This is a genomic window from Cobetia sp. BMC6, assembly GCF_029991385.1.
GTDB lineage: Bacteria > Pseudomonadota > Gammaproteobacteria > Pseudomonadales > Halomonadaceae > Cobetia.
Map to the genome: position 1 here is coordinate 78,064 of NZ_JAKUMF010000012.1, position 26,103 is coordinate 104,166.

Annotated in this window: 18 protein-coding genes and 1 pseudogene; 14 read left to right on the forward strand and 5 right to left on the reverse strand. The window is 60.6% G+C overall.

Annotated features, from left to right (window positions below; translation table 11 throughout):
- Positions 1-11: 11 nt before the first annotated feature.
- The 3 genes and pseudogenes from MKZ40_RS15870 to MKZ40_RS17220 all read right to left on the reverse strand — a co-directional run bounded on the left by MKZ40_RS15870 (position 12) and on the right by MKZ40_RS17220 (position 2,439).
- Entirely contained in the window at positions 12-725 is a 714-nt protein-coding gene (locus MKZ40_RS15870) for a UTRA domain-containing protein (protein ID WP_153635505.1), read from the reverse strand.
- Positions 726-1,060: 335 nt separating this feature from the next.
- Positions 1,061-1,693, reverse strand: a complete 633-nt coding sequence (locus MKZ40_RS15875) for an antibiotic biosynthesis monooxygenase (RefSeq protein ID WP_175090549.1) — start codon at positions 1,691-1,693, stop codon at positions 1,061-1,063.
- A gap of 296 nt (positions 1,694-1,989) precedes the next feature.
- A pseudogene (locus MKZ40_RS17220) lies at positions 1,990-2,439 on the reverse strand (PAAR domain-containing protein).
- 593 nt (positions 2,440-3,032) lie between these two features.
- On the opposite strand from MKZ40_RS17220, the gene MKZ40_RS15885 reads away from it, so the two are divergent.
- Together MKZ40_RS15885 and MKZ40_RS15890 are read left to right on the forward strand one after the other, a co-directional pair.
- A complete protein-coding gene (locus tag MKZ40_RS15885; RefSeq protein WP_175090550.1) occupies positions 3,033-4,724 on the forward strand; it encodes a sodium:solute symporter family protein in 1,692 nt (563 codons plus the stop codon).
- Positions 4,725-4,777: 53 nt separating this feature from the next.
- On the forward strand, positions 4,778-4,906 hold the full coding sequence (locus MKZ40_RS15890) for a putative transporter small subunit (RefSeq protein WP_217485951.1): 129 nt from the start codon (positions 4,778-4,780) through the stop codon (positions 4,904-4,906).
- Between the two features lie 264 nt (positions 4,907-5,170).
- Here the strand turns inward: MKZ40_RS15890 and MKZ40_RS15895 are convergent, their stop codons facing one another.
- A complete protein-coding gene (locus MKZ40_RS15895; protein WP_175090567.1) occupies positions 5,171-6,670 on the reverse strand; it encodes a carbohydrate porin in 1,500 nt (499 codons plus the stop codon).
- A gap of 417 nt (positions 6,671-7,087) precedes the next feature.
- Between MKZ40_RS15895 and MKZ40_RS15900 the strand changes: the two genes are divergently transcribed.
- From MKZ40_RS15900 to MKZ40_RS15950, 11 genes are all read left to right on the forward strand, one after another.
- Complete coding sequence (locus tag MKZ40_RS15900) at positions 7,088-8,356, forward strand: ABC transporter substrate-binding protein (protein WP_175090551.1); 1,269 nt, start codon at positions 7,088-7,090, stop codon at positions 8,354-8,356.
- Positions 8,357-8,371: 15 nt separating this feature from the next.
- Positions 8,372-9,346 (forward strand): sugar ABC transporter permease, encoded by a 975-nt coding sequence (locus MKZ40_RS15905; protein WP_175090552.1) that lies wholly within the window; start codon positions 8,372-8,374, stop codon positions 9,344-9,346.
- Between the two features lie 11 nt (positions 9,347-9,357).
- Positions 9,358-10,200, forward strand: coding sequence for a carbohydrate ABC transporter permease (locus MKZ40_RS15910; RefSeq protein WP_084208934.1), 843 nt, complete (start codon positions 9,358-9,360; stop codon positions 10,198-10,200).
- Between the two features lie 26 nt (positions 10,201-10,226).
- Positions 10,227-11,867, forward strand: a complete 1,641-nt coding sequence (locus MKZ40_RS15915; RefSeq protein ID WP_175090568.1) for an alpha-glucosidase family protein — start codon at positions 10,227-10,229, stop codon at positions 11,865-11,867.
- Positions 11,868-11,912: 45 nt separating this feature from the next.
- Entirely contained in the window at positions 11,913-13,019 is a 1,107-nt protein-coding gene (gene ugpC / locus MKZ40_RS15920; protein ID WP_175090554.1) for a sn-glycerol-3-phosphate ABC transporter ATP-binding protein UgpC, read from the forward strand.
- Positions 13,020-13,170: 151 nt separating this feature from the next.
- Entirely contained in the window at positions 13,171-14,820 is a 1,650-nt protein-coding gene (locus tag MKZ40_RS15925; protein WP_175090555.1) for an alpha-glucosidase family protein, read from the forward strand.
- 38 nt (positions 14,821-14,858) lie between these two features.
- Entirely contained in the window at positions 14,859-16,532 is a 1,674-nt protein-coding gene (locus tag MKZ40_RS15930) for an alpha-amylase family glycosyl hydrolase (protein WP_217485952.1), read from the forward strand.
- 92 nt (positions 16,533-16,624) lie between these two features.
- The gene (locus MKZ40_RS15935) at positions 16,625-17,929 is read left to right on the forward strand and encodes an ABC transporter substrate-binding protein (RefSeq protein ID WP_254627202.1); all 1,305 of its coding nucleotides are present in this window, start codon (positions 16,625-16,627) and stop codon (positions 17,927-17,929) included.
- A 133-nt stretch (positions 17,930-18,062) separates the two neighbouring features.
- Positions 18,063-19,781: an alpha-amylase family glycosyl hydrolase gene (locus tag MKZ40_RS15940; RefSeq protein ID WP_175090557.1), complete on the forward strand. Its 1,719-nt coding sequence runs from the start codon at positions 18,063-18,065 to the stop codon at positions 19,779-19,781.
- A gap of 190 nt (positions 19,782-19,971) precedes the next feature.
- A complete protein-coding gene (locus tag MKZ40_RS15945; protein ID WP_175090558.1) occupies positions 19,972-21,027 on the forward strand; it encodes a LacI family DNA-binding transcriptional regulator in 1,056 nt (351 codons plus the stop codon).
- An 80-nt stretch (positions 21,028-21,107) separates the two neighbouring features.
- Complete coding sequence (locus MKZ40_RS15950; protein WP_175090559.1) at positions 21,108-22,100, forward strand: nucleoid-associated protein; 993 nt, start codon at positions 21,108-21,110, stop codon at positions 22,098-22,100.
- 106 nt (positions 22,101-22,206) lie between these two features.
- On the opposite strand, the gene MKZ40_RS15955 is transcribed toward MKZ40_RS15950, so the two are convergent.
- On the reverse strand, positions 22,207-23,085 hold the full coding sequence (locus tag MKZ40_RS15955) for an ABC transporter substrate-binding protein (RefSeq protein WP_175090560.1): 879 nt from the start codon (positions 23,083-23,085) through the stop codon (positions 22,207-22,209).
- 357 nt (positions 23,086-23,442) lie between these two features.
- Between MKZ40_RS15955 and MKZ40_RS15960 the strand changes: the two genes are divergently transcribed.
- Positions 23,443-25,470, forward strand: coding sequence for a TonB-dependent receptor (locus tag MKZ40_RS15960; protein ID WP_175090561.1), 2,028 nt, complete (start codon positions 23,443-23,445; stop codon positions 25,468-25,470).
- Positions 25,471-26,103 lie beyond the last annotated feature (633 nt).

Here is a 26,103-nt window from a genome sequence, read left to right on the forward strand (position 1 = left end):
GCAGCGCGGGCTCAGGGCTTGTTCTTGAGCGTGACGGTGATGCACAGCGCATTGTGCAGCCAGCGCTCTTCGTCATAGCCGATGGGACGATGCTGCTCATCGAAGGTAGCGCGACGTACGGTCAGACCGGGACTACCCATGGCGACCCCCAGCTCCCGGGCGGCCTGCTCCCCCAGCGACTCGGAGTAGAAGCGCAGCTCACGGTGGGCCAGCGTCAGGCCATAGCGCCCGCGCAGCTCCGCCCACAGTGACACCCCGAACTGGCCCTCCTCGAGCAGTCCCGGGGCACGCTCCGGCACCACCCACATCGACTCGCTGAGCACGGCGCGCTCATCCACGAAACGCCGGCGGCGAATATGATAGAGCGGTGTCTGGGCCGCCAGGCCCAGCGCTTGCGCAGCCGGTGGGTAGGCCTGAACATCGGTCAGCAGCACTTCCGTCCGTGGCCGCCGCCCCTGCGCCGTCACATAGTCATTGAAGCCGGAGTCACGCGTGGGGTCGTAATCCAGCCGCGGCGGCGACACGAACCACCCACGCCGATTGCTGCGATGAATGCGCCCTTCTCCCTCCAGCTGCCCCAACGCCTGACGCAACGTCACGCGCGTGGTATCGAAGCGCTCGGCCAGCACGCGTTCCGAGGGCAATCGCCCATCTTCAAAGGCATCAGGGTCCTTCAGCTGTTCGCGCAGGCGATCGGTAAGGTGGAGGTAATACGCATCACTCATGACGAGGGGTCCTGACCAAAGATGAAGGGGTTGCCACTACCGGGTAATAACACGGCGCCGCTTGCCCCGCCGGCGAAGAAAATGCCCGGGACTCTGCGCCGCCAAACGGCTGGACGCTCCAGAAACTATCACATTCGCGTGACTCGCACTGGCCTGCCAGCTTACGTGCCGCTGGCGCTGCAGGGTTTCATGACAGCCGCCTGGTTGAGCTCACAGGCGTGGATGGCGGTGGGATGACACGCTGATGTTCAAGGAGGGGGTGAACGCACAATGCGCAGCCTCTAAAGACTGCGCATCGCATGGGTAAACAGGAAACGAATGACCGGCGGGAGAACTCAGAACTCGCTGACGATATTCAGGTACTGCTGCATGTCCCCGACCATGGCCTGCTCCAAGAGCTTGCCTGTCTCGATGGCATAGGGCTGCTGGAAGTGAATGTCCCACAGGTCTGACTCCGTGCGCCAATGCTCGTATATCACCAGCGTGTCGTCCTGCCCGTCGATGGTATACAGATCAAACACGAGATTGCCCGGCTCCTCACTGCGCGTCTTCGCCACATGCGTGGTGAATTGCTGCAGCAATCGAGCGCGATATTCTTCCTTGATCTTGAAGATGAAGAAGATACTGAATACCTCATCTTCCGGCTGCACGTGCCTGGGGTTCGCCTCATGCAATGGCGGCGGGTCAGTATCGTTCAAGGGCATCACCTCGAATGACGATGCCAACGCCGTGTCAGCCAGTTTCAGCAGGGCTTGCGCGTATGGCTGATTCACATGTGCCTGATGAGCTTCGGCGCTTGCCCAGCGCTCGTAGGCGAAGATGGTGGTGGGAGAATCCTTGGCCGCGAAGAAACGCATTTCCAGCATCTCCGGTTCAGCCGCTGAGCCCAGCTTGTTGTCAGCCAAGGCCTGCTTGAAGGTAGCGAGTTGTTCGGGCTTGACGTCAAATTTCACGATCAAGGTGAGCATGGAGATGCCCCTTATAGTCAGTGGTTGTCATAGGCCCAACGGCAAGAGCTGTTACGTCACGTGGCAGCAGGTCTGTCTCGGGAAGTGACTGACACTATCTCTCGCTGCCTGGCTGAAAAACCCGCGGCGCAGAGAAAGACTTTCAATGAAACCTTGAACGTGAATACAGCCCCTTCCTCTGCAATGCGCCGCTTGAAACAAGAGACTGCGGCCTCACGCAGATTCAGAACGAAAGATCCCGCAGGCAGGGCTACAGGATCAACGAATACAGACAACTCATCGACCAGCTCACGTCCTCATCCCAGGCCCTGCTTGCCACTCGCGGCAGAGATCAGCGCCGCCCCACATGACGTGTGACAGCCGTGAAACGCTACCGGCTTGCCATTCAAGCTGATGGTGGGATGCCCCTAGATGATGCTGCAGATGCTGTGGCCATCCTTGGGACACCTTACCATGACCCCCACCACTGCCACCGGCTTGCCCTCCAACAGATAGTTGGACTGGGCATACACCACCTTGCCGCCATGTGTGGTGCTATCACCTGGCACTATAACGCCATCGCCGGAACTGAGCATCCGAGACCCTACAGCTGGGCCGCTTTGAAGACTCGCTCTCCCATGTGTCAACGTCCTCTTCCACGCCGAGTCAGCCGTTGCTTGGGCCATTGAGGGAGTCTTTTCCTCAAGCATTGGACAAGAAATACGCATGACGTAATGACAACGATTTATTTCACTTTCTGGCACCATTCAGAACACTCAGCAAATAAACACAACTCATGCCGAGTAATATTATTTATATAATACGTCATGTCTTTCATGCTGCTCTGGCACGTGTCACGCAACTGAACATCGTCGCACCCGCTCGTCCAATCATCGTTGAGGTGAATGAGAGGCAAGCTTTCTCCGCCAGGGTGTGGACATTGACATGCGTATAATTTATCGTTGCCAACGAATTTGATAACGAGAAAAAATAAAAACACCGTTTTGCCAAGCTTGGGGCTGACCAACAACTCGCATCAGCGCCCTTGCAAGGCTTGACCGATAACAAGGACGCGTATGCGATATCATTATTCCGATGAAGGCAGATGCATGCCACGCCGCCCTCCCCCAAGTTCCCGCCTGACCGGGAAGTGCCACCAACTCCGTCTTCATTGACCGAGATTGCCGATTATTGATGACGCGGCCCACGTGCTGCGCTGGATGCCATTTGCTTGAGCAAATGACGCAGAACTACGTCCACGGCTAAGAACCTTCCCCTCCTTACTCGTCGCTATCGACAACCGTTTGCCCTTAGGCGACTGCGTTGCGTAGCGCCCTGTTTCCCTACCGAGGGCCAGTTCTTGAACAACGAATCGCTATATCAATTCTCTACCCTGACTGTCGTACTGCTGCTGCTTGCCTTCTATGGCGGCACCTACCTGATGACGCTGGGGATCCGCAAGAAAAATGAAGATGCCGATGCCTTCATGGTCTCCAACCATCGCGTTGGCTTCGGCATGGGCGCGGCAAGCATGACGGCTACCTGGATCTGGGCGGCCTCCTTCTATGCCGCCGCCACCTCCGGCTATACCTATGGTGTCTCAGGGCCGATCCACTATGGCCTGTGGGGTGCACTGATGATTCTGTTCATCTACCCCTTCGGTCGCCGCTTCCGCAAGCTGGCGCCCAATGCGCATACACTGGGCGAGCTGATCCATGCGCGCCACGGTTCCTCCAGTCAGCTGATTCTGGCGCTCTCCAACCTGCTGGGTAGCGTGATCAGCCTGATGGTCAACTTCACCGCCGCCGGGGCGCTCGTCTCCGTGCTCTCACCGCTGTCCTTCCAGGCAGGCGTGATCATGGCGGGTGTGGGGGTGCTGTTCTACACCCTGTGGTCCGGCTTCCGCGCCTCGGTACTGACCGACTTCGCGCAACTGGTTGCCCTGATGGCGATCGCCATCGTGATCATTCCAGCGGTGTTCTTCGCCATGGGCGGCCCGACAGAGCTGGTCGCTGGCCTAGATAATCTGACGCCTGAGCAGGCCAACTTCTTCTCGACGGATGCCATCCTGAACCAGGGGGCGCCCTTCTTCGTCGCTGTACTGGCCTATGCGATCGGTAACCAGACCATTTCCCAGCGCCTGTTCGCCGTCAACGAAGACCACATCAAGCCGACCTTCCTCACCGCGACGCTGGGCTATGGTGCCATCGTCATCGGCCTGGGCATGATTGGCCTGATGGCACTGACACTCGGGGTGGAGCCGCTCAACGGCGACATGAACAACCTCATCCCGCAGATGGTGTCCGAGTATCTGCCGCCGTTCTTCATCGCGCTGTTCTTCATTCTGGTGATCGGCTCGCTGTCCTCTACCGCGGATTCCGACCTTTCCGCGCTATCCGCCATCATCATGGCTGATGTCTATGGCAAGAATATCGCCCGCGGCAAGCCAGACCCGAAGCGCATGCTCTTCATCGGCCGCTTGACCATGATCATCGCCACGGTGCTGGGCATCGTCTTCGCCAGCTTTTCACTGGATATCCTGGTGATGCTGGTCTTCGTCGGGGCTCTGTGGGGCGCGATCGTTTTCCCGGTCATCGCCAGCTGCTTCTGGAATCGCGTGACCAACACCGCCTTCACCACGTCGGTCATCGTCGCGATGGTGATGTTCTGCCTGGCACGCTTTGAACTGGTGCCGCTGACGGGCATGAGCGGCCTGTTCTTCGAGCTGCTCGCCAGCATCGGCGGCGGCGTGATCATCGGTCTGATGGTATTCGGCTTCCTGGGGCGCATTCTCGGCATCATCGCTGCTGTCGCCGCCATGATCGCCATGCTGATCTTCGCGACCGACTTCCTGCGTGACTACACCGTTCTGCTCGCCTCACTGACCGCTTACGGCACCAGCACTCTGGTGTGTGTGGTCATGAGCCTCGCCAGCCGCCAGGAGCGCTTCGACTTCGACACCATCACCGCACGTGTCGGCAACTATGACGAAGCACTCGACGCAGACGACCACAAGACTTCAGCGCCCAACCAGCCACAGCCGGCGGCCTGAGCCTCGCATGAAGCTGGATAACGTCTGAAGACGGACAACAGGAGACATGCCCCATGACATTGCTTTTCGCTACCTATGTACTGATATGGCCAGCACTCACCCTGGCGGTATTGATCGTCATCTGTCGCGCGGTCGCACGTGATCGTCGCATCGCACGTGAAGAAAAGCGCGAGCTGGTATGAAGCTCTTGGCGTAATGTGACGCCATGAACGCAAAAGCCCGCCTCTGGAATGTCCAGAGGCGGGCTTTTTTACAGCTTACCGAAGAATAGCCTATCTATCACACCTGCTCGACGATCCACTCATGCGCGGGGTCATTCTTGAACTTCCAGACCCGCTTGGGGCCGGCACTGTCGTTGAGACCACGCTGGCCATCAGAAAATCGAGCACATTTCCACGGGCAAGATCGAAACACTGGCAGGCGATGACGGTCTTAGCACCCTGCTCCTAGAACCATACCTCGCTCTGGACACCGAAGGCCCATTCGCCTCCCGTAAAGCCTGCACTCCCGAGGGCATCGTCTTCGGAGTAATCATTGAGCTCTTCATCCCAGTCACTCCAGGACGCGAACAAGCGAATTTCCGGACGCTTCCAGAAGCCACCGACTTCAGGCTTGAAGGTCGGTGCAATGGTGAACTTGCTATACCCGCCTTCCACGGCATTGCCTGTCGAGCCGGGGTCCAGGTCCATCCATTGATAGCTCAGCTCGTACTGCATCTCGAAATTCGTCGTCAGCTCATTGGCCAGACGCGCATTGAAGGTCGCCCAGGAATACTCATCTCCGTCGTCGTAGCGATCTTTGCTCACCTCTGCCAGAACGGCTGGTGCGAAGCGCCACTTGGGTGCGAGATAGGTCGTGCCGTAAAGCCCCAGCCGAGTAGAAGTGGCGTCATCCGTCAGGTTCCCGTCAGCTCCGATGACCTTGGTCTCCGCGCCGAGCCCTCGACCATGCAGCACGGCGGCCTTGAAACTGCCATCGGCGAGGCCAAAGAAGCTGTCGCCATGGTAGGCCAGCATGGTGTGGAAGCCGGAATCGGCCGCTTCGGCCCCCGTGTCCATGGCGCGCTCTTCATTGTCTGCCGCCGACAGGGCACTGACCATCCACTGCCAGTGGCCGACATAGTTGTTCATGGTGAACGTCAGGTTGTCGGTATTACCGCCAGTATCGGAGTCCTCTGTCGGGTATTCACTGTAACTGCGCCCGTAGACCGAGAAGTTGGCTTTCCAGTCATCGGCAAGCTGGACGTCGTAGATACCTGCGCCGGTCCCGGCGAGGAAGATGAAATCGCTGTCTAGCCAGTGGATATCGAAGTTGTCCCGATCGAAGCGCTTACCCGCCCAGATGGAGGAATTCTCGAAGGCGCCGGTAAAGCTCGGCAGATCGCTCAACTCCACGAAGACCTGTCGTACGTTCAGACTGGACTCGTCCGAGGTCCAGTCGTTACTGGTCTCTACTCCATCGGCAATCATGGTGCGGTAAAGCGCCTTCGTCCCGTTGTCGTAGCGGGTCTTGTAGTTGAATACCGACTCGACGTAGGTGTCGGGTTCGTTCCCCAGCCGCCCGACCGCCCCGCCCACCGAGCCCGCCGGCGTGAGGTAGGGGCCGCCTTCGATGCTCTTGCCTCCTTCGCCGATCAATAGTCCGGAGCGGGCATAGGCATTGAAGGAGAACCCTTCTTCGCCACTGGCCTGGCGCTCGACGGCCGCCAGACGCTCTTCGAGGTCCTCGGTCTGCGCGGTCACGCGCGCGGGTTGATCAGCCTCATTCGACTGGCGCTGAACGGCCATCGCGCGCTCTGCCTCGGCGGCGCGACGCTCAGCCGCTCTGGCCCGTTGTTCGGCGTCATCGATACGCTGTTCCAGCTCTGCGAGCCGCGCCTCGATATCGCCTGTCCCGTCGGCATTGGCGAGTCCACTGGTGCTCATGACCGCTATGGCAACGGCCATGACAAGTGGGGTCTTGAGCGGGTGCTGAGGGGGAGTTGTCATGTTGAAGAGAGCCTTTGTTGTTGTTGACGAATCACTCGCTTGGCGATGATCAGCGAAGTGGCGCCCGAATCATTGGCGTTGGAGGGGTTGCCACACTCACTTAATCGTTTAAGACCCTAGTGGCAATCCGGCGCTCCAGACACACGACTTATGTCGAAATTCGACCAAAGGGGAGCGATCACCGCGTAAAACTCCCATTTCTGGCGACATATCGGTGACAGCAAGACCAAAGTTCAGGTTGCGGATATCGACGCCAATCGTTTGACTGTGACTACGCCTTAATCGATTAAGAAGCCACCATCGGACGACGTTGTGACTCTCCCCCACCCAGTCGTCCGATGCGGGTCAAACAACAACAAGTGACGAGGATCCACCATGCAACGCAAGACGCTAATCGCCTCAAGCTTCGCCCTGCTGGGAGCGGCCACCACCGCCCCTGCGATGGGCGCGGACCTGACCATCTCCTGCGGTGCGGTCGGGGCCGAACTGGAACTCTGTGAACAGGGCGTCGCTGCCTGGGAAGACAAGACCGGCCATGAGGTCGATATCGTCTCCACGCCCAATTCCTCGACGGAACGCCTCTCGCTCTACCAGCAGATTCTGTCAGCGCAGTCCGGTGACATCGACGTCTTGCAGATCGATGTGGTCTGGCCGGGCCTGCTCGGCAATCACCTGCTTGATCTGCACCAGACGCTCGGCGAAAAGGCATCGCAGGGCCACTTCAAGACCATCATCGACAACAACACGGTCGATGGCCGCCTGGTGGCCATGCCCTGGTTCACGGATGCCGGGGTGCTCTACTACCGCAAGGACCTGCTGGAGAAATACGGGTTCGCACCTCCCGAGACATGGCAGGAGCTGACAGAGACTGCCACGCAGATCCAGGCAAAGGAACGCGAGGCCGGCAGCGAGAAGATGTGGGGTTACGTCTTCCAGGGGCGTGCCTATGAGGGCCTGACCTGCAATGCGCTGGAATGGGTCGCCAGCAACGACGGTGGCGCCATTGTCGATGCCGATGGCGAGATCACCGTCGACAACCCCAATACGGCCTCCGCTCTCGACCTGGCCGCCAGCTGGATCGGCGAGATCACCCCGCAGGGGGCGCTCAATTATTCCGAGGAAGAAGCCCGCGGCATCTTCCAGTCCGGCAACGCCGTCTTCATGCGCAACTGGCCCTACGCCTGGTCGCTGACCCAGAGCGATAACAGCAAGGTGGCTGGCAAGGTCGGAGTGGTCAAGCTGCCCCACGGCGCCGAGGGAGAAAGCGCGGCGGCGCTGGGCGGCTGGAACCTGGCGGTCTCGAAGTACAGCGAGAACCCCGAGCTCGCCTCGCAGCTGGTGGCCTTCCTCACCGGTGAGTCCGAGCAGAAACGCCGGGCCATCCAGGCCGCCTACAACCCGACCCTCACGGCGCTGTATCAGGACGAAGAGGTGCTCACCGCCGTGCCCTTCTTCGGCACGCTCTACGACACCTTCACCAATGCCGTGGCACGTCCGTCTGCCGTCACCGGTGACAACTACGGCCAGGTCAGTAACGCCTTCTTCAATGCGACCCACAGTGTGCTGAGCGGCGAGCAGAGCGGCGCCCAGGCCGTGGCTCAGCTGAAGGGCGAGCTGGCTCGCATCAAACGTCGTCGCTGGTAACCCGGGAGGTTTCGCATGACAACCACGCTCAATGAGTCAGTGCCGACGGACACGCCCTCGGCCCGGACCCGCAAACGCGGCACCAAGGTCAGACGCCAGCGGGTACGTGCGGCCTGGACCTATCTCGCGCCGATGCTGGTCGCGCTGGCCCTGGTGGCCGGCTGGCCACTGCTGAGAACCTTCTACCTCAGCCTGACCGATGCCTCGCTCTCGGACACGACCGGCGCCGCCTTCATCGGCTTTGAAAACTACCTCGTGAAGGACGACGGCGTCTGGTACGGCCTGCTGGCTGACCCGGTGTGGTGGAATTCCGTCTGGAACACCGTCTATTTCAGCGTCATCTCGGTGTCGCTGGAAGTCGTCTTCGGCATCATCGTGGCCCTGCTGCTCAACGCCGAATTCAAGGGGCGCATGCTGGTCCGCGCCGCGGTGCTCATCCCCTGGGCCATCCCGACCATCGTCTCCGCCAAGATGTGGGCCTGGATGCTCAATGACCAGTTCGGGATCATCAACCACCTGCTGATGGGGCTGGGGCTGATTGATGCGCCCCTGGCCTGGACGGCGGATGCCGATCTGTCGATGTGGGCCGTGATCATGGTCGATGTCTGGAAGACCATCCCCTTCGTGGCACTACTGGTACTCGCCGCGCTGCAGATGCTGCCCAAGGACTGCTATGAGGCCGCCGAGGTCGATGGCATCCACCCGGTGAAGGTGTTCTTCCGTGTCACCCTGCCATTAATCACCCCGGCCCTGCTGGTCGCTGTGATCTTCCGCCTTCTCGATGCACTGCGCGTCTTCGATGTCATCTATGTGCTGACCTCCAACTCGTCGAGCACCATGACCATGTCCATCTACGCCCGCCAGCAACTGGTGGAGTTCCAGGACGTGGGCTACGGCAGTGCCGCCTCCACGATGCTGTTCCTGATCATCGCGCTGGCCGTCGTGGTCTACCTCTACCTTGGCCGCCGCCAACTGGGAGTGGAGAAATGAATCAGACTCCGATGAACCGCTACCAGCTGACCCGACTCGCCAAGCATGTCGGCAAATGGGCCTTGATCGCCATCATCATCGTCTACGCCGTGTTCCCCTTCTATTACGCGGTGATCACCTCACTGAAACCGTCCAGTGAGCTGTTCGAGGTCAACTACTGGCTGACCTCTCTGGACTTCAGCAACTATGCCCAGATCTTTGCGCAGAAGAGCTTCCTACAGGCGATCGGCAACTCGATCCTGATCGCCTTGAGCGTCGTGTTGATCGCGCTGCTGCTGGGCATCACCGCCTCCTATGCGCTGGGGCGCGTGCGCTTTCGCGGCCGCTCCACCGTGATGCTGATCATCCTCGGGGTCTCGATGTTCCCTCAGGTCGCGGTGCTCTCCGGGCTGTTCGAGGTGATTCGCAGCCTGAATCTCTACAACAACCCCGGTGGCCTGATTCTCAGTTACACCATCTTCACGCTGCCCTTCACCGTCTGGGTACTGACGACCTTCATGCGTCAGCTGCCCATGGAACTGGAAGAGGCCGCGATCATGGACGGCGCCACACCGTGGGAGACCATCACCAAGGTCTTCCTGCCCCTGATGTGGCCGGCCATGGCCACCACCGGGTTGCTCGCCTTCATCGCGGCCTGGAACGAGTTCCTGTTCGCCTTGACCTTCACGCTGACCGACAGCGAACGCACCGTGCCGGTCGCCATCGCCCTGATCTCCGGCGGCAGCCAGCATGAGCTCCCCTGGGGCCCCATCATGGCCGCCTCCGTCACCGTCACCATACCGCTGGTCATCCTGGTGATGATCTTCCAGCGCCGCATCGTATCCGGCCTGACCGCCGGCGCCGTCAAAGGATAATTTTCATGTCATTGCTCGAAGCCCAAATGCAGACCTCCTCCAACTGGTGGCGCGGTGGCGTCATCTACCAGATCTACCCGCGCAGCTTCCTGGACAGCAACGGCGACGGGATCGGCGATCTGCCGGGCATCACCGCCAGACTCGATTACGTGGCCTCCCTGGGCGTGGATGGCATCTGGCTGTCGCCCTTCTTCACCTCTCCGATGCTCGACTTCGGGTATGACATCAGCGATTACCGTGATGTCGACCCGATGTTCGGCACCCTGGAGGACTTCAAGGCCCTGCTGGAGCGCGCTCACTCGCTCAATCTCAAGGTCATGATCGACCAGGTGATCAGCCACACCTCCGACCAGCACCCCTGGTTCCAGCAAAGCCGTCAGGACCGCACGAATGACAAGGCCGACTGGTTTGTGTGGGCAGACCCCAAGCCCGATGGCACGCCGCCAAACAACTGGCTGTCGATCTTCGGCGGCTCGGCCTGGACCTTCGATTCGCGCCGCCAGCAGTATTACCTGCATAACTTCCTGACCAGCCAGCCCGACGTGAACTTCCATCACCCGGAGGCCCGTCAGGCTCAGCTCGACAACATGCGCTTCTGGCTGGAACTCGGCGTCGATGGCTTCCGACTGGATACCGTCAACTTCTACTTCCACGATCAGGCTCTGCGCGACAATCCGCCAGTGCCAGCAGGCGAAGCCAAGACACTGGGCGCGCCGGATTCCAACCCCTATACCTGGCAGCGCCACGTCTATGACTTGAGCCGCCCGGAAAATCTCGACTTCCTGAGAGACCTACGTGCCCTGATGGATGAATACCCCGGCACCACCACGGTCGGTGAAATCGGTGACGACAAGCCGCTGGAGCGCATGGCGGAATACACCGCTGGGGGCGACAAGCTGCACATGGCCTACGGATTCGATCTGCTCAATGCGCCGCATTCCGCAGGCTATATCCGAGAAGTCATCGAGCGCTTCCAGCGCCTGGCCGGTGATGCCTGGCCATGCTGGGCCCTGTCAAACCACGACGTGGTGCGCAGCGCCACCCGTTGGGGGGCCCACGAAGACCCGGTGTCCTACCCCAAGGTCGCCCTGGCCATGGTGTTGTCACTGCGCGGCAGCGTCTGCCTCTACCAGGGTGAGGAGCTGGGCCTGCCAGAAGCCGAGGTGCCCTTCGAGCGTATTCAGGACCCTTACGGCAAGGTGCTGTGGCCGGAGTTCAAGGGCCGTGATGGCTGCCGGACCCCCATGCCCTGGCGTCAAGCGGCGCAAGGGGACTTCTCAAGTGTCGAGCCTTGGCTACCGGTCGATGAGCGCCACCTGCCACTGGCCGTGGCCAACCAGGAAGACGACGCTAACTCTGTGCTTCATGCCACGCGGATTCTGCTGAACTTCCGCCGTCAGCATCCGGTCTTGCGTGAGGGGGACATTCAACTGGTCGACGTGGGGGACGAGCTTCTGGGCTTCCTGCGTGAGCATGACGGTCAGCGCATGCTGTGCCTGTTCAATCTCACAGGCACTGAACTAAGTACCGCGCTGCCGCAAGCCTACGCAGGCGGCGCGCGTCTTCTCAAGGGCACGGGTTTCACTGCCGAACTGGATGAGGCTCAGCCCCAGACAGCGCGCCTGGTACTGCCGCCCTATCAGGCTGCCTTCCTGGCACTCGACTAACCTTCTTTCGAAAGCCGGTGCCGAGCACCGGCTGGGAGTCGCAAGATGACAAGCGTAACCCTCTCCAAGATCAACAAGACCTTCGGCAGCACGCACATTATCAAGGACCTGGACCTGAAGATCGGCAGCGGAGAATTCGTGGTCTTCGTCGGGCCGTCAGGCTGTGGCAAGTCGACCTTACTGCGCCTGATCGCCGGGCTGGAATCGATCACCGAGGGTGAGATGCATATCGCCAACGATCTGGTCAATGACCTCCCCCCGCGTGAGCGCGGCGTGGGCATGGTCTTCCAGTCCTATGCCCTCTACCCGCACATGACGGTGTACGAGAACATGGCCTTCGGCCTCAAGCTTGCCAAGACCGACAAGGAAAGCGTCGAACAACGCGTGATGGAGACGGCGCGCATCCTTCAGCTCGAGGAGTTGCTGCACCGCAAGCCCAAGGCGCTTTCCGGCGGCCAGCGACAGCGCGTCGCCATGGGGCGCGCCATGGCGCGTGAGCCGAAGATCCTGTTGTTCGATGAGCCGCTCTCCAACCTGGATGCCTCACTGCGGGTGCAGATGCGCAATGAGATCGCCCGCCTGCACCACCGCCTGGGCTCCACCATGGTCTACGTCACCCACGACCAGGTCGAAGCCATGACCCTGGCCGACAAGATCGTGGTACTGCGTGATGGCCGTATCGAACAGGTCGGCAGTCCCCAGACACTTTATCAGGCACCGGCGACCCGCTTCGTGGCCGGCTTCATCGGCTCCCCGACCATGAACTTCCTGCCGGCGGAGCTATTGAGCAGCGATGCCAATAACTGTCGCATCACGACGGCCGGGATCGGCGAGCTGGGCCTGCCTCGCGATGCCGGTAGCGAGCGCGTTGGTAGCCGTCTGATGCTGGGGGTTCGTCCCGAACACCTCTGCCTGGAAGAGGCCCGTGGCGACAACGCCTTCGAGATCGTCAACGTCGAGTACCTGGGCAACGAAGTCTATGTCTATCTGGATCCGAAAGTCGGCGACAGCCTGCTGATCCACCGCAGTGAAGCCCCCAGTCAGTGGAAGATCGGCCAACGCGTCGCGCTGGTGCCGGACCTGGAGCACGTGCATCTCTTCGACAGCCAGGATCGCGCGCTGAGCCTGACCCAGCAACGCCAGGCAGCCTGACGTTCAGGGCCTGTTCTGCAGGGCTTTTTCTCGAGGGCCTGGCAGCCAGGACTGAGTATCCAGCGCCTGCTCACGGCGCCTCAGGCCAACCGCTTCATTCTCCGCAAGGACCCCACGGGCGGGAGCCATGGCTCCCGCCCAGGAGACTCGCATGTCCACGATTCGAGACACCCAGGTGTCGGCCCACGATTGGTGGCGCGGCGCCGTCATCTATCAGATCTACCCGCGCAGCTTTCAGGACAGCAATGGCGATGGCATCGGTGATCTGCCGGGCATCCTCGAGCGCCTGGATTACATCGCCTCGCTGAATGTCGATGCGATCTGGCTATCCCCCTTCTTTACCTCGCCCATGAAGGACTTCGGCTATGACATCAGCGACTATCGCGATGTCGACCCGATGTTCGGCACCCTGGAGGACTTCGACCGTCTGGTCGAGGCAGCGCATGCGCGCGGCCTGAAAGTCATCATCGATCAGGTGCTCTCACACACCTCCGACGCCCACCCGTGGTTCGAGGAAAGCCGCCAGAGCCGCGATAACCCGCGCGCCGACTGGTATGTCTGGGCAGACCCCAGACCCGATGGCGCACCGCCCACCAACTGGCAATCGATCTTCGGGGGCTCCGCGTGGCAATGGGATACTCGCCGCTGCCAGTACTACCTGCACAACTTCCTGATCGAGCAGCCGGACCTCAACTTCCATCACCCCGAGGTCGTGACGGCCATTCTTGAAGAAGTGCGATTCTGGCTGGAGCGGGGGGTGGATGGTTTCCGCCTGGATGCCATCAACTTCTGCACACATGGTGAGCTAAAGGATAACCCGCCGCGGCGTGAGATCGCCGAGGGCTTCATTGGCGTGCGCCCGGACAACCCCTACGGCTATCAACAACATCTTCACGACAAGACCCAACCCGAGAACCTCGCTGTTCTCGAGCGGCTGCGGAGTCTGCTCGATGAATACCCCGGCACCACCAGCGTTGGCGAGGTCGGCGACGATGACTCCTTGCGCGTGATGGCCGAGTACACCCAAGGCGACCAGCGGCTGCACATGGCCTACTCCTTCGATCTGCTGACCGAGAACGCCTCACCTGACCACCTCCTGGCGACCCTACAGACGATGGAAGCGCAGATCGGGGACGGCTGGCCATGCTGGGCACTGGGAAACCACGATGTCACACGCCTGGCAACGCGCTGGGACGCCGAAGCCTCGCCGGCGCGCCTGCGCCTCTATCTCGCCTTCCTGCTGACCCAGCGCGGCAGCGTCTGCCTGTATCAGGGCGAAGAACTGGGGCTGAGTGAAGCCCAGCTACGCCATGACCAGCTGGTGGACCCCGCCGGCATCACCTTCTGGCCACGCTACAAGGGACGCGACGGCTGCCGGACGCCCATGCCGTGGCAGGCCGGTGAGTCGCATGCGGGCTTCTCTCGCGTGTCTCCCTGGTTGCCGGTTCCCGACTTCCACCATGCCTTGGCCGTCGACCATCAGGAACACGACCCGGCATCGCTGTTGAATGCCAGCCGGGAGCTGCTCGCCTTCCGCCGCCGTCACCCCGCTCTCAGCCGAGGGGAGATCCACTTCCACTCGCTGCATGAGGAAGTCATCTGCTTCACGCGTCACTCAGGCGGCGAGTCGTTGCTGATCGCGCTCAACTTCTCTGCTCAGGCCCTGACTCTGGAGACCGCCTGGCGAGCGGAAGCCCTCGAGGATGCCCCCGGCATGATCAATGGCCACTGGCAGTCAGGTCGCCTGACGCTGCCACCCCACGGTATTGCCATCGCGCGCTGTGTTGGCGATGCGCACTGAATCTCTCGCTTGCCGATCACGCGACTCACATGGAGGTCATGATGTCCCTGTCTCAACTCGATCCTCACGCACGCCTCGACTGGTGGCGTGGCGCCACGATCTATCAGATCTACCCTCGCAGTTTCATGGATGCCAACGGCGACGGCATCGGCGATCTGGCCGGCATCATCGAGCGCCTGCCCCATGTGGCCAGTCTCGGCGTGGATGCCATCTGGCTGTCGCCCTTCTTTACCTCGCCGATGAAGGATTTCGGCTATGACGTCGCGGACTATCGGGATGTCGACCCGATGTTCGGCCACCTGGACGATTTCAAGCGGCTGGTCTCGCAAGCCCATCAGCTGGGAGTGCGCGTGATCATCGACCAGGTGCTGTCTCACAGCTCCGATCAACACGTCTGGTTCCAGCAAAGCCGCAAGGACCGTCACAACGCCAAGGCCGACTGGTATGTCTGGGCTGACCCGCTCCCGGATGGCAACCCGCCCAACAACTGGATGGCGGCCTTCAGTGGTCGCGCCTGGACCTTCGATGCCAAGCGCCGCCAGTACTATCTGCACAACTTCCTGGCCAGTCAGCCGGATCTGAATTTCCATCATCCCGAGGTGCGCCAGGCGCAGCTGGACAACCTGCGTTTCTGGCTGGACCTCGGGGTGGATGGCTTCCGGTTCGACGTCGTCAATTACTACTTCCATGACCGCGCCCTGACCGACAACCCCGCAATGCCGCGCGAAGGCGTCAACCCGGGCAACCCGCAGAGTTATCAGCGGATGCAGCACAATATCGAGCAACCGGAGAATCTGGCGTATCTGGAGCGCATCCGCGACCTGCTCGATGAGTACCCGGGCACCACCAGTGTCGGCGAGATCGCCGGCAATGACCCTCTCCCGACCATGGCCGCCTATACCGCCGGCCAACACCGCCTGCACATGGCCTACACCTTTGACCTGCTCAACAGTGATGGCGATGCCCGCGCGCTGTACGACGTGCTGACGCGCTTTGCCGAGCAGGGGGAAGACACTTGGCCTTGCTGGGCGCTGTCCAATCATGACGTGGAACGCAGTGCGACCAGCTGGGGAGAGTCGCGTGCCCTGCTCGCCCTGACGGTGCTGTGTTCGCTGCGCGGCAGCCTGTGCCTCTATCAGGGGGAAGAACTGGGACTCCCAGAAGCGGAGCTGGCCTTCGAAGATCTGCAGGACCCCTTCGGCATCAACCTGTGGCCCGAGATCAAGGGCCGCGATGGCTGCCGCACGCCGATGGTCTGGGATGACAGCCCGGACGGTGGGTTCAGTCGTCGCGCGACGAAGTCCGGAGTCGAGGCTGAGGCCACACCCTGGCTGCCGGTCTCCCCACGGCAATTGCCATTGTCGGTGGCGCAGCAGGAAAGGCGTGATGACAGCTTCCTGTCACGAGCGCGTCGCCTGCTGCGCTATCGCGGTACGAGCCAGGTGCTGCGCGAGGGCGATCAGATCCTGATTGCGCCCGAGCGGCTGCCTGACGACGTCTTCGCCAGCGTGCGTCAGCAAGGCGCGCAACGCCTGCTGTGTCTGGCTCACCTCGGGGCAGGCGACACGCCGAGCGTGATCGACCCGAGCCAACTCGCGCCAGACATCACCACCTGGACCGCCATCGAGATCGCCGGTGTCACGGCGACACACACCTCTCACCACCCCCTGTCGCTGATGCCAGGCAGCGCCATGTGGCTCGCCCTCAACTGACGCCTGGCGGATTCGATGATTCACGGGATGCTCGGTGGATGACGGTCATCCCGGACGCCGCAACAACAATCACAATGATGGAGTCGCACGCCATGCCTTCTGTTATCAGCACCCCACGCCACCGGATGCTCACGACCCTCAAGGGTAGCGCCGGTGCCCTGCTGTTGAGCGGGGCCTCATTGACGGCACCACTCGCACTGGCCACCGAGGTCACGATTGCCTGTGGCCCCGGTGGAGATTCCGACATGTGCCCGGAGCTCGCCCAGCAATGGGCCGAGCAGTCCGGCAATCGCGTCAATGTGATCTCCACTCCCAACGACACCACCGAGAAGCTCTCGCTGTATCAGCAGCTGCTCAGCAGCGGCTCCAGCGACATCGATGTGCTAATCGTCGACATGGCGTGGCCGGGGCTGCTGGACGATCACCTGGTCGATCTTTCCCGCTACCTGCCCGACGACGCCACCGAGGGCTTCTTCCCCGCGCTGATCGACAACGGCACCGTGGAGGGCCGTCTGGTAGCCATGCCCTGGTACACCGACGCAGGCGTGCTCTATTACCGCAAGGACCTGCTGGAGAAATACGACCAGCAAGTGCCGGAGACCTGGCAGCAACTCACCGAGACGGCGCGTACGATCCAGGCGGCCGAACGCGACGCCGGCAATGCCGATTTCTGGGGATACAGCTTCCAGGGACGCGCCTACGAGGGGCTGACCTGCAACGCACTCGAGTGGGTCGCGAGTCAGGGCGGCGGCACCCTGGTGGATGATGCCGGTGAGGTCACCATCGACAACTCGCACGCCGCGCAGGCACTCGACCTTGCCGCCTCCTGGATCGGCAGCATCGCCCCGGAAGGAGCGCTGAATCATACCGAGGAGGAGTCACGCGGGCTGTTCCAGTCGGGCAATGCGCTGTTCCTGCGCAACTGGCCCTATGTCTGGAAGCTCAGCCAGGCCGAGGGCAGTCCGGTGGCCGGCAAGGTCGGCATGGCGCCCCTCCCCCATGGCTCACAGGGCGAATCCCGCGCGACCCTGGGCGGCTGGAATCTTGCAGTATCACGCTACTCGGAGCACCCGCAGGCCGCAGCGGAGCTGGTCGCCTATATCACCGCTGCCCCGCAGCAGAAGGCCCATGCCATGAAGATGGGACGCAACCCCACCATCGAACACCTCTATCAGGATGACGAGGTGCTGGCGAGCAATCCCTCGATGGGTGAGCTCTATGAAGCGCTCCGGACCGGCGTCGCGCGTCCGGCCTCGGTGACGGGCGACGCCTACGCTCGCGTCTCCAATACCTTCTTCAACCGCACCCACCGTGTGCTTTCCGGCGAGGAGACGGGCACCCAGGCGGTGGAAGCGCTAGGCAAGGAGCTTGAGCGCATCGGCCGCCGGGGCTGGTAACACCACCGTCCCCCGCTCCGCCCAGACAACCCACTCTGACCGCACGCTGGAAGGCCTCTCTCATCCAGGCGAGGCCTTTCACGCCTGCCGGCTTCCGTGTGACTAGCGCCGCATCGACGACAAGGAACGTGCAATGACGCCTACCCAACTTCATCGCCATGCCACACACGACTGGTGGCGTGGTGCAACGCTCTATCAGATCTATCCACGTAGCTTCATGGACGCCAATGGCGACGGTGTCGGCGATATCGCCGGCATCATCCAACGCCTGGACTACCTCGCGACCCTGGGGGTGGACGCGATCTGGATCTCCCCCATCTTCACCTCGCCCATGCAAGACTTCGGGTATGACGTCTCGGACTACCGTGACATCGATCCCCTGTTCGGCACTCTGGAGGATTTCACGCGCCTCATCGCCCGCGCACATGAGCTCGGACTGGCCGTCATCATTGATCAGGTGCTGTCACACAGCTCCGATCAGCATGTGTGGTTCCGGGAAAGTCGCCAGTCCCGGGACAATGCCAAGGCTGACTGGTACGTCTGGGCTGACCCACGTCCAGATGGCAGCGCGCCCAACAACTGGCTAGCCGCCTTTGGTGGGCCGGCCTGGACCTTCGATTCGCGGCGCTGCCAGTACTATCTGCACAACTTCCTCGCCAGCCAGCCGGATCTCAACTTCCATCATCCCGAGGTGCGTCAGGCACAGCTCGACAATCTGCGTTTCTGGCTGGAACTGGGCGTCGACGGATTCCGCTTCGACACCGCCAACTTCTACTTTCATGATCGGGCGCTGACAGACAATCCCCCGTCATCGGACGACTATCGTAGCCGCGGGCATCCCCGCAGCTATCAGCTGCTGAAGCACAATGCGGATCAGCCAGAGAATCTCGACTATCTGGAAGAGATTCGTGCCCTGCTGGAGGAATACCCGGGCGCCACCAGTGTCGGCGAGGTCGGGGGCAGCGACCCGCTCCCCGCCATGGCAGCCTACACCGCGGGTCAGCACCGCCTGCACATGGCCTACACCTTCGACCTGCTCAACAGCACGGGAGATGCCATGGCATTGCACGCCGTTCTGGCACGCTTTGCCGAACATGGCGATGACGCCTGGCCGTGCTGGGCGCTGTCCAATCATGATGTTCCGCGCAGCGCCAGTCGCTGGGGTAGTGACCGTGCCCTGTTGGCTCTGACAGTTCTCTGCTCATTGCGGGGCAGCCTCTGCCTCTATCAGGGCGAAGAGCTTGGATTCGAGGAAGCGGAGTTGAGCTACGCCGAGCTGCAGGACCCCTTCGGAATCGCGCTCTGGCCCGAGGTAAAGGGACGCGATGGATGTCGCACGCCCATGGTGTGGGAGCCTCATCGCCATGGTGGATTCTGCGCCGACTCCCTGTCGCCCTGGCTCCCCGTCCATGTTCCACATCAGTCACAGGCGGTCTCGTTGCAACAAGAGGCGCCCGAGAGTCTGCTGAATCACGTTCGCCAACTGCTGGAACTGCGTCGCGAGAATGCGACGCTGAAGACGGGGCAACAGACACTCATCTCCCCGTCCGTGCTGCCGAAGGGTGTCTTTGGTGTGATACGTCACGACCGTCATCAGCGGATGATGTGCCTGGCCAACCTGGGACACCAATCAGGCCACAAATCAGGCCACGACAACTCTCCCGTCATGCTCGATCTGACAGCCCTGCTGGGCTCGCGAACGCTGCATGGCCAGTGTCATGACCCGATAGAGATCGTCTCATTGCCCGGTATGGCCACGCCTATCCTTGAGACAGGCCAATTGAGACTGTCGCCGGGGATGGCAACCTGGCTGGTCGTGCCAGCCGATGCGTCAAGAGACCAGGATGGGTAAAGGAAAGGACCAGCAAGGGGCGCTTGCGACCGACCATCTGCCCGGGGCATTGTCCCGGGCAGATGGCGTGCAAAGGCAGCTCAGTCTGGTCGCACCGCCTCCATCACTTTCTGGGCATTTCTGGTACGTGGCGATATGCTATTTCTGCACTTAATCGTTCAAGCTTTTCATCATCAGGAACCCGACGCCTGTGTCATCGCCTCGCCGTATCACTCTCAAGGAGCTAGCCGCAGAACTGGGCGTCTCCACCGCCAGTGTTTCCAACGCCTTCAACCGCCCCGACCAGCTCTCGCCTGCATTGCGCGAGCGGATTCTCGAGGAGGCCAAACGGCTGGGCTATCGTGGTCCGGACGCCAAGGCGCGAAGCCTGCGTACGGGGCGCTCACGGATCATCGCCGTGGTACTCGCAGAGACACTGACCTACAGCCTCAAGGATGCCGTCGCCAGCGAGCTGTTGTCGGGCATCGCCGAAGTGCTGGACGCCCACGGCCATACCCTGCTGCTGCTCTCGGGTCGCCAGGATGCCTCTCAAGTGCCGGGGTCTTACAGCATTGCCGATGGCTTCATCGTCTACGGGCTGATGGCCAGCATGGCGCTGGTGGAAGAACTCCAGAGCGCGGGTCACAAGCCCATCGTGGCGGTCGACTTCGATCTGGGCGACCACCCCGCCATCCACGTGGATGATGAGCCCGCCTGCTACGCCATCGCGCGACATGCCCTGAAGACACCCGCCAGTCGCATCGGCATCGTCAACCTGCGCCTGACCGAAACAGCCTGCAACGGCCGCATCACCGAAGCCCATGCGCTGCTCCCGGCGGGTCGAACCATCACCCGCTCGCGACTGGCGGGTTTTCATCGTGCGCTGACTGAGCGGGATATCTCCCCCGATTCTGTGACGATGTGGAACATCGAGGAAAACACCTACGAGGTCTGCGCGCCGGTGCTGGCAGAGATTCTGGATCTTCCGGCCAGTGAACGGCCAGACCTCCTGATGTGCATGTCCGACCGCATCGCGTTGACCGCCGTGACCTTGGCGGAACAACGTGCCATCCGGATTCCCGAAGACCTGCGTATTACCGGCTTTGATGGTATCGAGGAAGGGCAATATCGCTCACCACGCCTAACCACGGTCCAGCAGGATAGTACCGAGAAAGGCCGCCTTGCCGCGCGAATGATTCTAGGGCTGGAACCCGCCTCGCCTCGCCTGCTCACTACCCAGCTGATCCCGGGTGAAACCTGTCCGTGAAGAGACCTCGCGGAGAGTGACGCTATGGGACTTGGCAGGTATTATCCCCAGCCCGTTCATCGCACCCGAGGGAGGTTCCCATGCCGATCCTGCACAGCATCATTCACCGTATCGACAAGGGCAATAGCGAGACGCCGGCCCAGCTGGTGCCTGCCGCCACCACCCTGGCGGCATCCGATGCACTGGAGGATCTGGTGTCCGGGCTCAATGATGCCTACCACGGCAAGGCCAAGAACTGGGGCCGTTTCAATGAAGACGCGCCTGCCGCCTTCCCCACGGAACTGGCGGCCTTCCTCGCAGGTGATAGCGATTTCGCGAACCTGACCCAGGCGCTTGCCAGTCGTCTCATGCCGTTGATCGATGACAACCTCCCGACAGGCGGCCATCTGCTGGTGGTGGATCACCAACAGGGCGAGACGCGTCATCTGTTCATGGCGTTGCTGCATCATCGTGATGGCTTCGCGATCAACGAGACCCTTGCGGTGACGCCTGCCCGCCAGCTCAACCTGACCCAGATGTCATTGGCCGCGCGACTGGATATCAGTCAGTGGCAAGGCAGTTCGACCTCTCACCCCTATCTATCCTGGGCGCGTGATCGCGGACGCACCAAGCTCGCCGAGGCCTTCGCCGAAACGCTGGGTGCACAGGAGCAGCGGGATGCCGGCCAGGAAACCCGTACCCTGCTCAAGGCGTTCAGCGACTATGTCGAGAAGGAAGACATGGCCGAGCAAGCCAGCCGCGAGAAGACCGACACCCTGGTCGATTATGCCACCGACCAGGCCAAGCTCGGTGAGCCGATTACCCTTGATCAGCTGTCTGAGCTGATCGATGAGGAGCGCCCGCAGGCCTTCTACGACCACATTCGCAACAGCGACTATGGGCTGTCACCGGAAATCCCGCCGGACAAGAAGACGCTCAACCAGTTCAAGCGTTTCACCGGGCGCGCCGCGGGCGTCTCGATCAGCTTTGACTCGCACCTGCTGGGCGACTCAGTTGAATACGATGAGGCCAGCGATCGTCTGATCATCAAACAGGTCCCGACGGGCCTGCGTGATCAACTCAAGCAGCGCTGAAGCCTCAGATCAGACAACATCGCCTGATTCATATCCGTCAGACACACGAAGGCCAGGCAGATGCCTGGCCTTCGTGTGTCTGACAAGAAACCGTGTGCCCCGGCCTTTACAGCCCTTCGAGAATCTCATTCATCTGGGCACGCACACTCTGCAAGCCATTGCCGGAGAGATACCAAAGCCCCGGGGATAGTACGGTGACACCAATGTCCGCGCCGCCAGCATCGGCCAGCGCGGCCTTAAGCGCGTCAGCATCCATTGGGGTCTGGCCAATGGCAGCACTGCGATCAACCACATACAGAGTATCCGGCGCCATCTCGGCAATATTCGCTGGCGTCAGCGGATAGAAAGTACGCTCACCACGGCTGACCGGCTCCACGGAGTTCGGCAGCGCCGGCTGATCGATCTGCAGCAGCTCAGTGACGATCGGCTCCTGGCGCAGAACATAACGACCGTCGTTATGGATCACGACCAACGCGTCAAAATTTTCCGCCAGCCCTTCACGCGCCGTCGCAATATCCGACTCGAGCGCTGCCAGCTTCTCACGTGCCTTTTCTTCAGCATGATACGGGGACGCCAAGCTCAGTACCTTGCCGCTCAGTGCCTCGAAGTAGTTGCCTTCTTCGAGAGTGACATCACGCGTCTCCGCCACAGCCTTGAGTGCCTCAAGTGATCCAGATTGACGACCGGTGACCAGAATCAGGTCCGGCTCCAATCCCGCGATCGCCTCGACATCAGGCTCCTTGAGCCCGCCGATATCTGCCCGACCTTTGACCAGGTGTGACACATAGGCGGGCGCAGACTGATGTGGTACCCCGACGAGATGCTCGGCTAATCCCAGCTCATCCAGCGTATCGGCAGCGCCCCAGTCCAAACTCACGACGGAAGGGCCATGCTCTCCCCCGCCGACTTCGTGTGCCTGGGCACTAATAGGTAAAGCAGCCAACAACAGAGTAGAAACAGACAAGGTGAGCCCAGCGACGTTCATCGACACCCCCTTTATTGAATAATAATTAATATCATTTGTGTTTGCGATCCTAGCACGGCTATTTCCTCAAAATCATGCAACTGTGCGTTGCACAACCCGCAATTTACGAACGACTCCATGCCACCACCGAGGGTTGCGCAGAACGCAACTCTGACAACAAAGAAACACACCTAAACTAAAAAATACGAATGTTTATCATTTGTTTTCTTAAATACGAAAAAAAGATCGACACTGATGCGATGACGTCTGTCGTATTCCTTACCCGAAGTCGACGTCAACAGAGCACTCAGTGGCCATAACCCTAAAAAACCTCGTGGCTCAATAACGACATAATCGCGACCTCAAGGATCCAGGAACATGACAGTCCCCGCACTCCCCTTTGCTCGATCGGCCTTGGCTATCGGTATCGCCGCCGCTTGCCTACCTGCTGGCGTACAGGCTGACGAATCCAGCCAGTTGGAACCTGTGGTGGTGACAGCTTCCGGCTACGAGCAGGTGATCTCGGATGCCCCTGCCAGTATCTCGGTCATTACCGGCGAGCAGCTAAACAAGCAGTCGTACACGGACATCACAGATGCCATGGATAATGTGCCTGGCGTCTATGTTACGGGGGGCGGGAATTCTCAGGACATCAGTATTCGAGGGATGGACAACAGCTACACGCTTTACATGATCGATGGCCGCCCGCTCTCGGCTGGCCGCTCCGTGAATACCAATGGCAATGATGAAGGCAAGCAGATTGGTCTCCCCCCGATCTCGATGATCGAACGAGTGGAAGTGATTCGCGGACCGATGTCATCGCTGTACGGCTCACAAGCCATGGGCGGCGTCATCAACATCATCACCAAGAAGGTGGCGGATGATTGGTCAGGGTCTGTCACGACAGAATATACCCACTCGCTCAACGACATCAGCAATGACGGTCAGCAGCTGAGTTTCTATACCAGCGGGCCGCTCATCGAAGGCCTGCTCGGCCTCAAGGTCCATGGCAACTGGACCGGCTATGAAGAAAGCGATTACCAGGGCGGTAGCGACAATGCCGAAAGCATGCCCGATAGCGACACACGTCAAGGAGGTGCCGAGTTCACGCTGACGCCAGATGAGGACAATGCGTTCACGCTCGGCTATACCGCTTCCAAGAAAGAATACACTCACAATGCTGGCGTCAGCATCGCGGATGATTCCGAAACCAGTCGTTATCGCTACGATAAGGACGTCTATACCCTTGGCCACAAGGGAAGTTACGGCAGCTTCCTCACGGACACCTATCTACAGCACGATATCTCGGAGAACGTGCTGGACTCCAATGATGAGAAACGCGAAGAAGTCACCACGCTCAACAACCAGACCACGTACTTCTGGGGCGACCATATGCTGACCTTCGGCGGTCAGTACAAATTCGAGCAGCTGACCGATGAGACCAATGGTTTGCTGGATTCGAATGTCCCGGGGGCCGTCGATAACGTCGATCGCTGGATCGCGGCGCTATTCGTCGAGATGGAATGGAGTCTGACCGAGGACCTCAACGTCACCACCGGCTTGCGCTACGACGATGACGAGCTGTTTGGCGGACATCTCTCGCCGCGCGTCTATGCCAATTACCACCTTGACCCGCAATGGACACTCAAGGGCGGGGTTTCCACGGGCTATAGTCAGCCGAGCCTATCCGCTGCGACAGAGGGCTTTGGACGTCGAACCGGTCGGGGTAGCGCTGTCATCATCGGTAACGAGGAGCTGGATCCGGAAACCAGTACCAACTACGAGCTGGGCACCGTCTTCCAGAACCAGTCTGGCACGCTCAGCGCCGGCGCCACCCTGTTCTACACCCATTTCAAGGACAAGATCTCCGAAGACCGCCTCTGCCAGGGCCCGGATGAAGGTTTCTCCGATCCCGCCTTCCGCGAGTGCAGCTATGCCGGCACTGACTACTATTTCGTCAGCACCTACCGCAACATCGACGAAGCTGTCATGCAGGGCATCGAGCTGTCACTGGACTATGCCATCACGCCAAGCGTGAACCTTAGCTCCAGCTACACCTACACCGACTCCGAGCAGAAAAGTGGTGAATTCAAGGGCGAGCCCTTGAACAAGATCCCGGAACATATGCTCAACGTGGCGCTGGACTGGCAAGCCACTCACGACCTCAATCTGTGGGCACAGGGGAACTACCGTGGCGAAACCAGTGATTACCTGTCACGTACCAGCATGAGCGAAGGCACGCCGAGCTATACCTTCTTCGATGTGGGTGTCGTCTATGCCTTGAACGAGAGCGCTCGCGTCAAGGCTGGCCTCTACAACATCGCTGACAAGGAAGTCACCAATGACACCTACGGCGTGGTGCTGGATGGCCGCCGGTTGAACCTTGGGCTGACCATGGACTTCTGACCCTCGACTAGATCCACTCATGCTTACGCAACAAGGGGAGCCGAAGCTCCCCTTGTTGCATTGCAGCTCATGGTTTTAAACAAGACGTCAGTCATGACGGGCCGGTGTCTTCATCAGCAGCTTCCATCAGATCCACGAGACTCGCTGCCACTTTCCTCCAGCAACCGCTCGCGGAAGGCTTGCACCTTGGCAAGCGTTGCCCCCAGGCCGATGAATCACGTAATAGGCCAAGGAAGAAGCGCATATCACCTCATCGAAAAGTCTCACCAGACGCCCTGCAGCAATTACATCGTGAGCCATTACCTCACGAGCCAGTGCAATACCCTGCTTATCAATTGCAACCTGCCGCTCCGAAGCGGAGTTATTCACCGATGATCCATGACGTATTGCGAGTGGGTTACCTGGCAGTCGTTCTCAAGGATTGCTCAAACCTGTCCAGGAAGAGGTCGGCTTCCGAGCGCTCGATGCACAGTGGCGGGCGAATCTTCAAGGTACTGCCGGACTTGCCGGCCCCGCCGATCGGAATCTGTCAACATAGTTGGCACATGAAGTGGTTCTGGCTTTTTAAAACCCTATTGCCTGCGGTATCGGATCCCGCTCCGGATTCAAATGCACTATCTCCGGCAGGTCGAG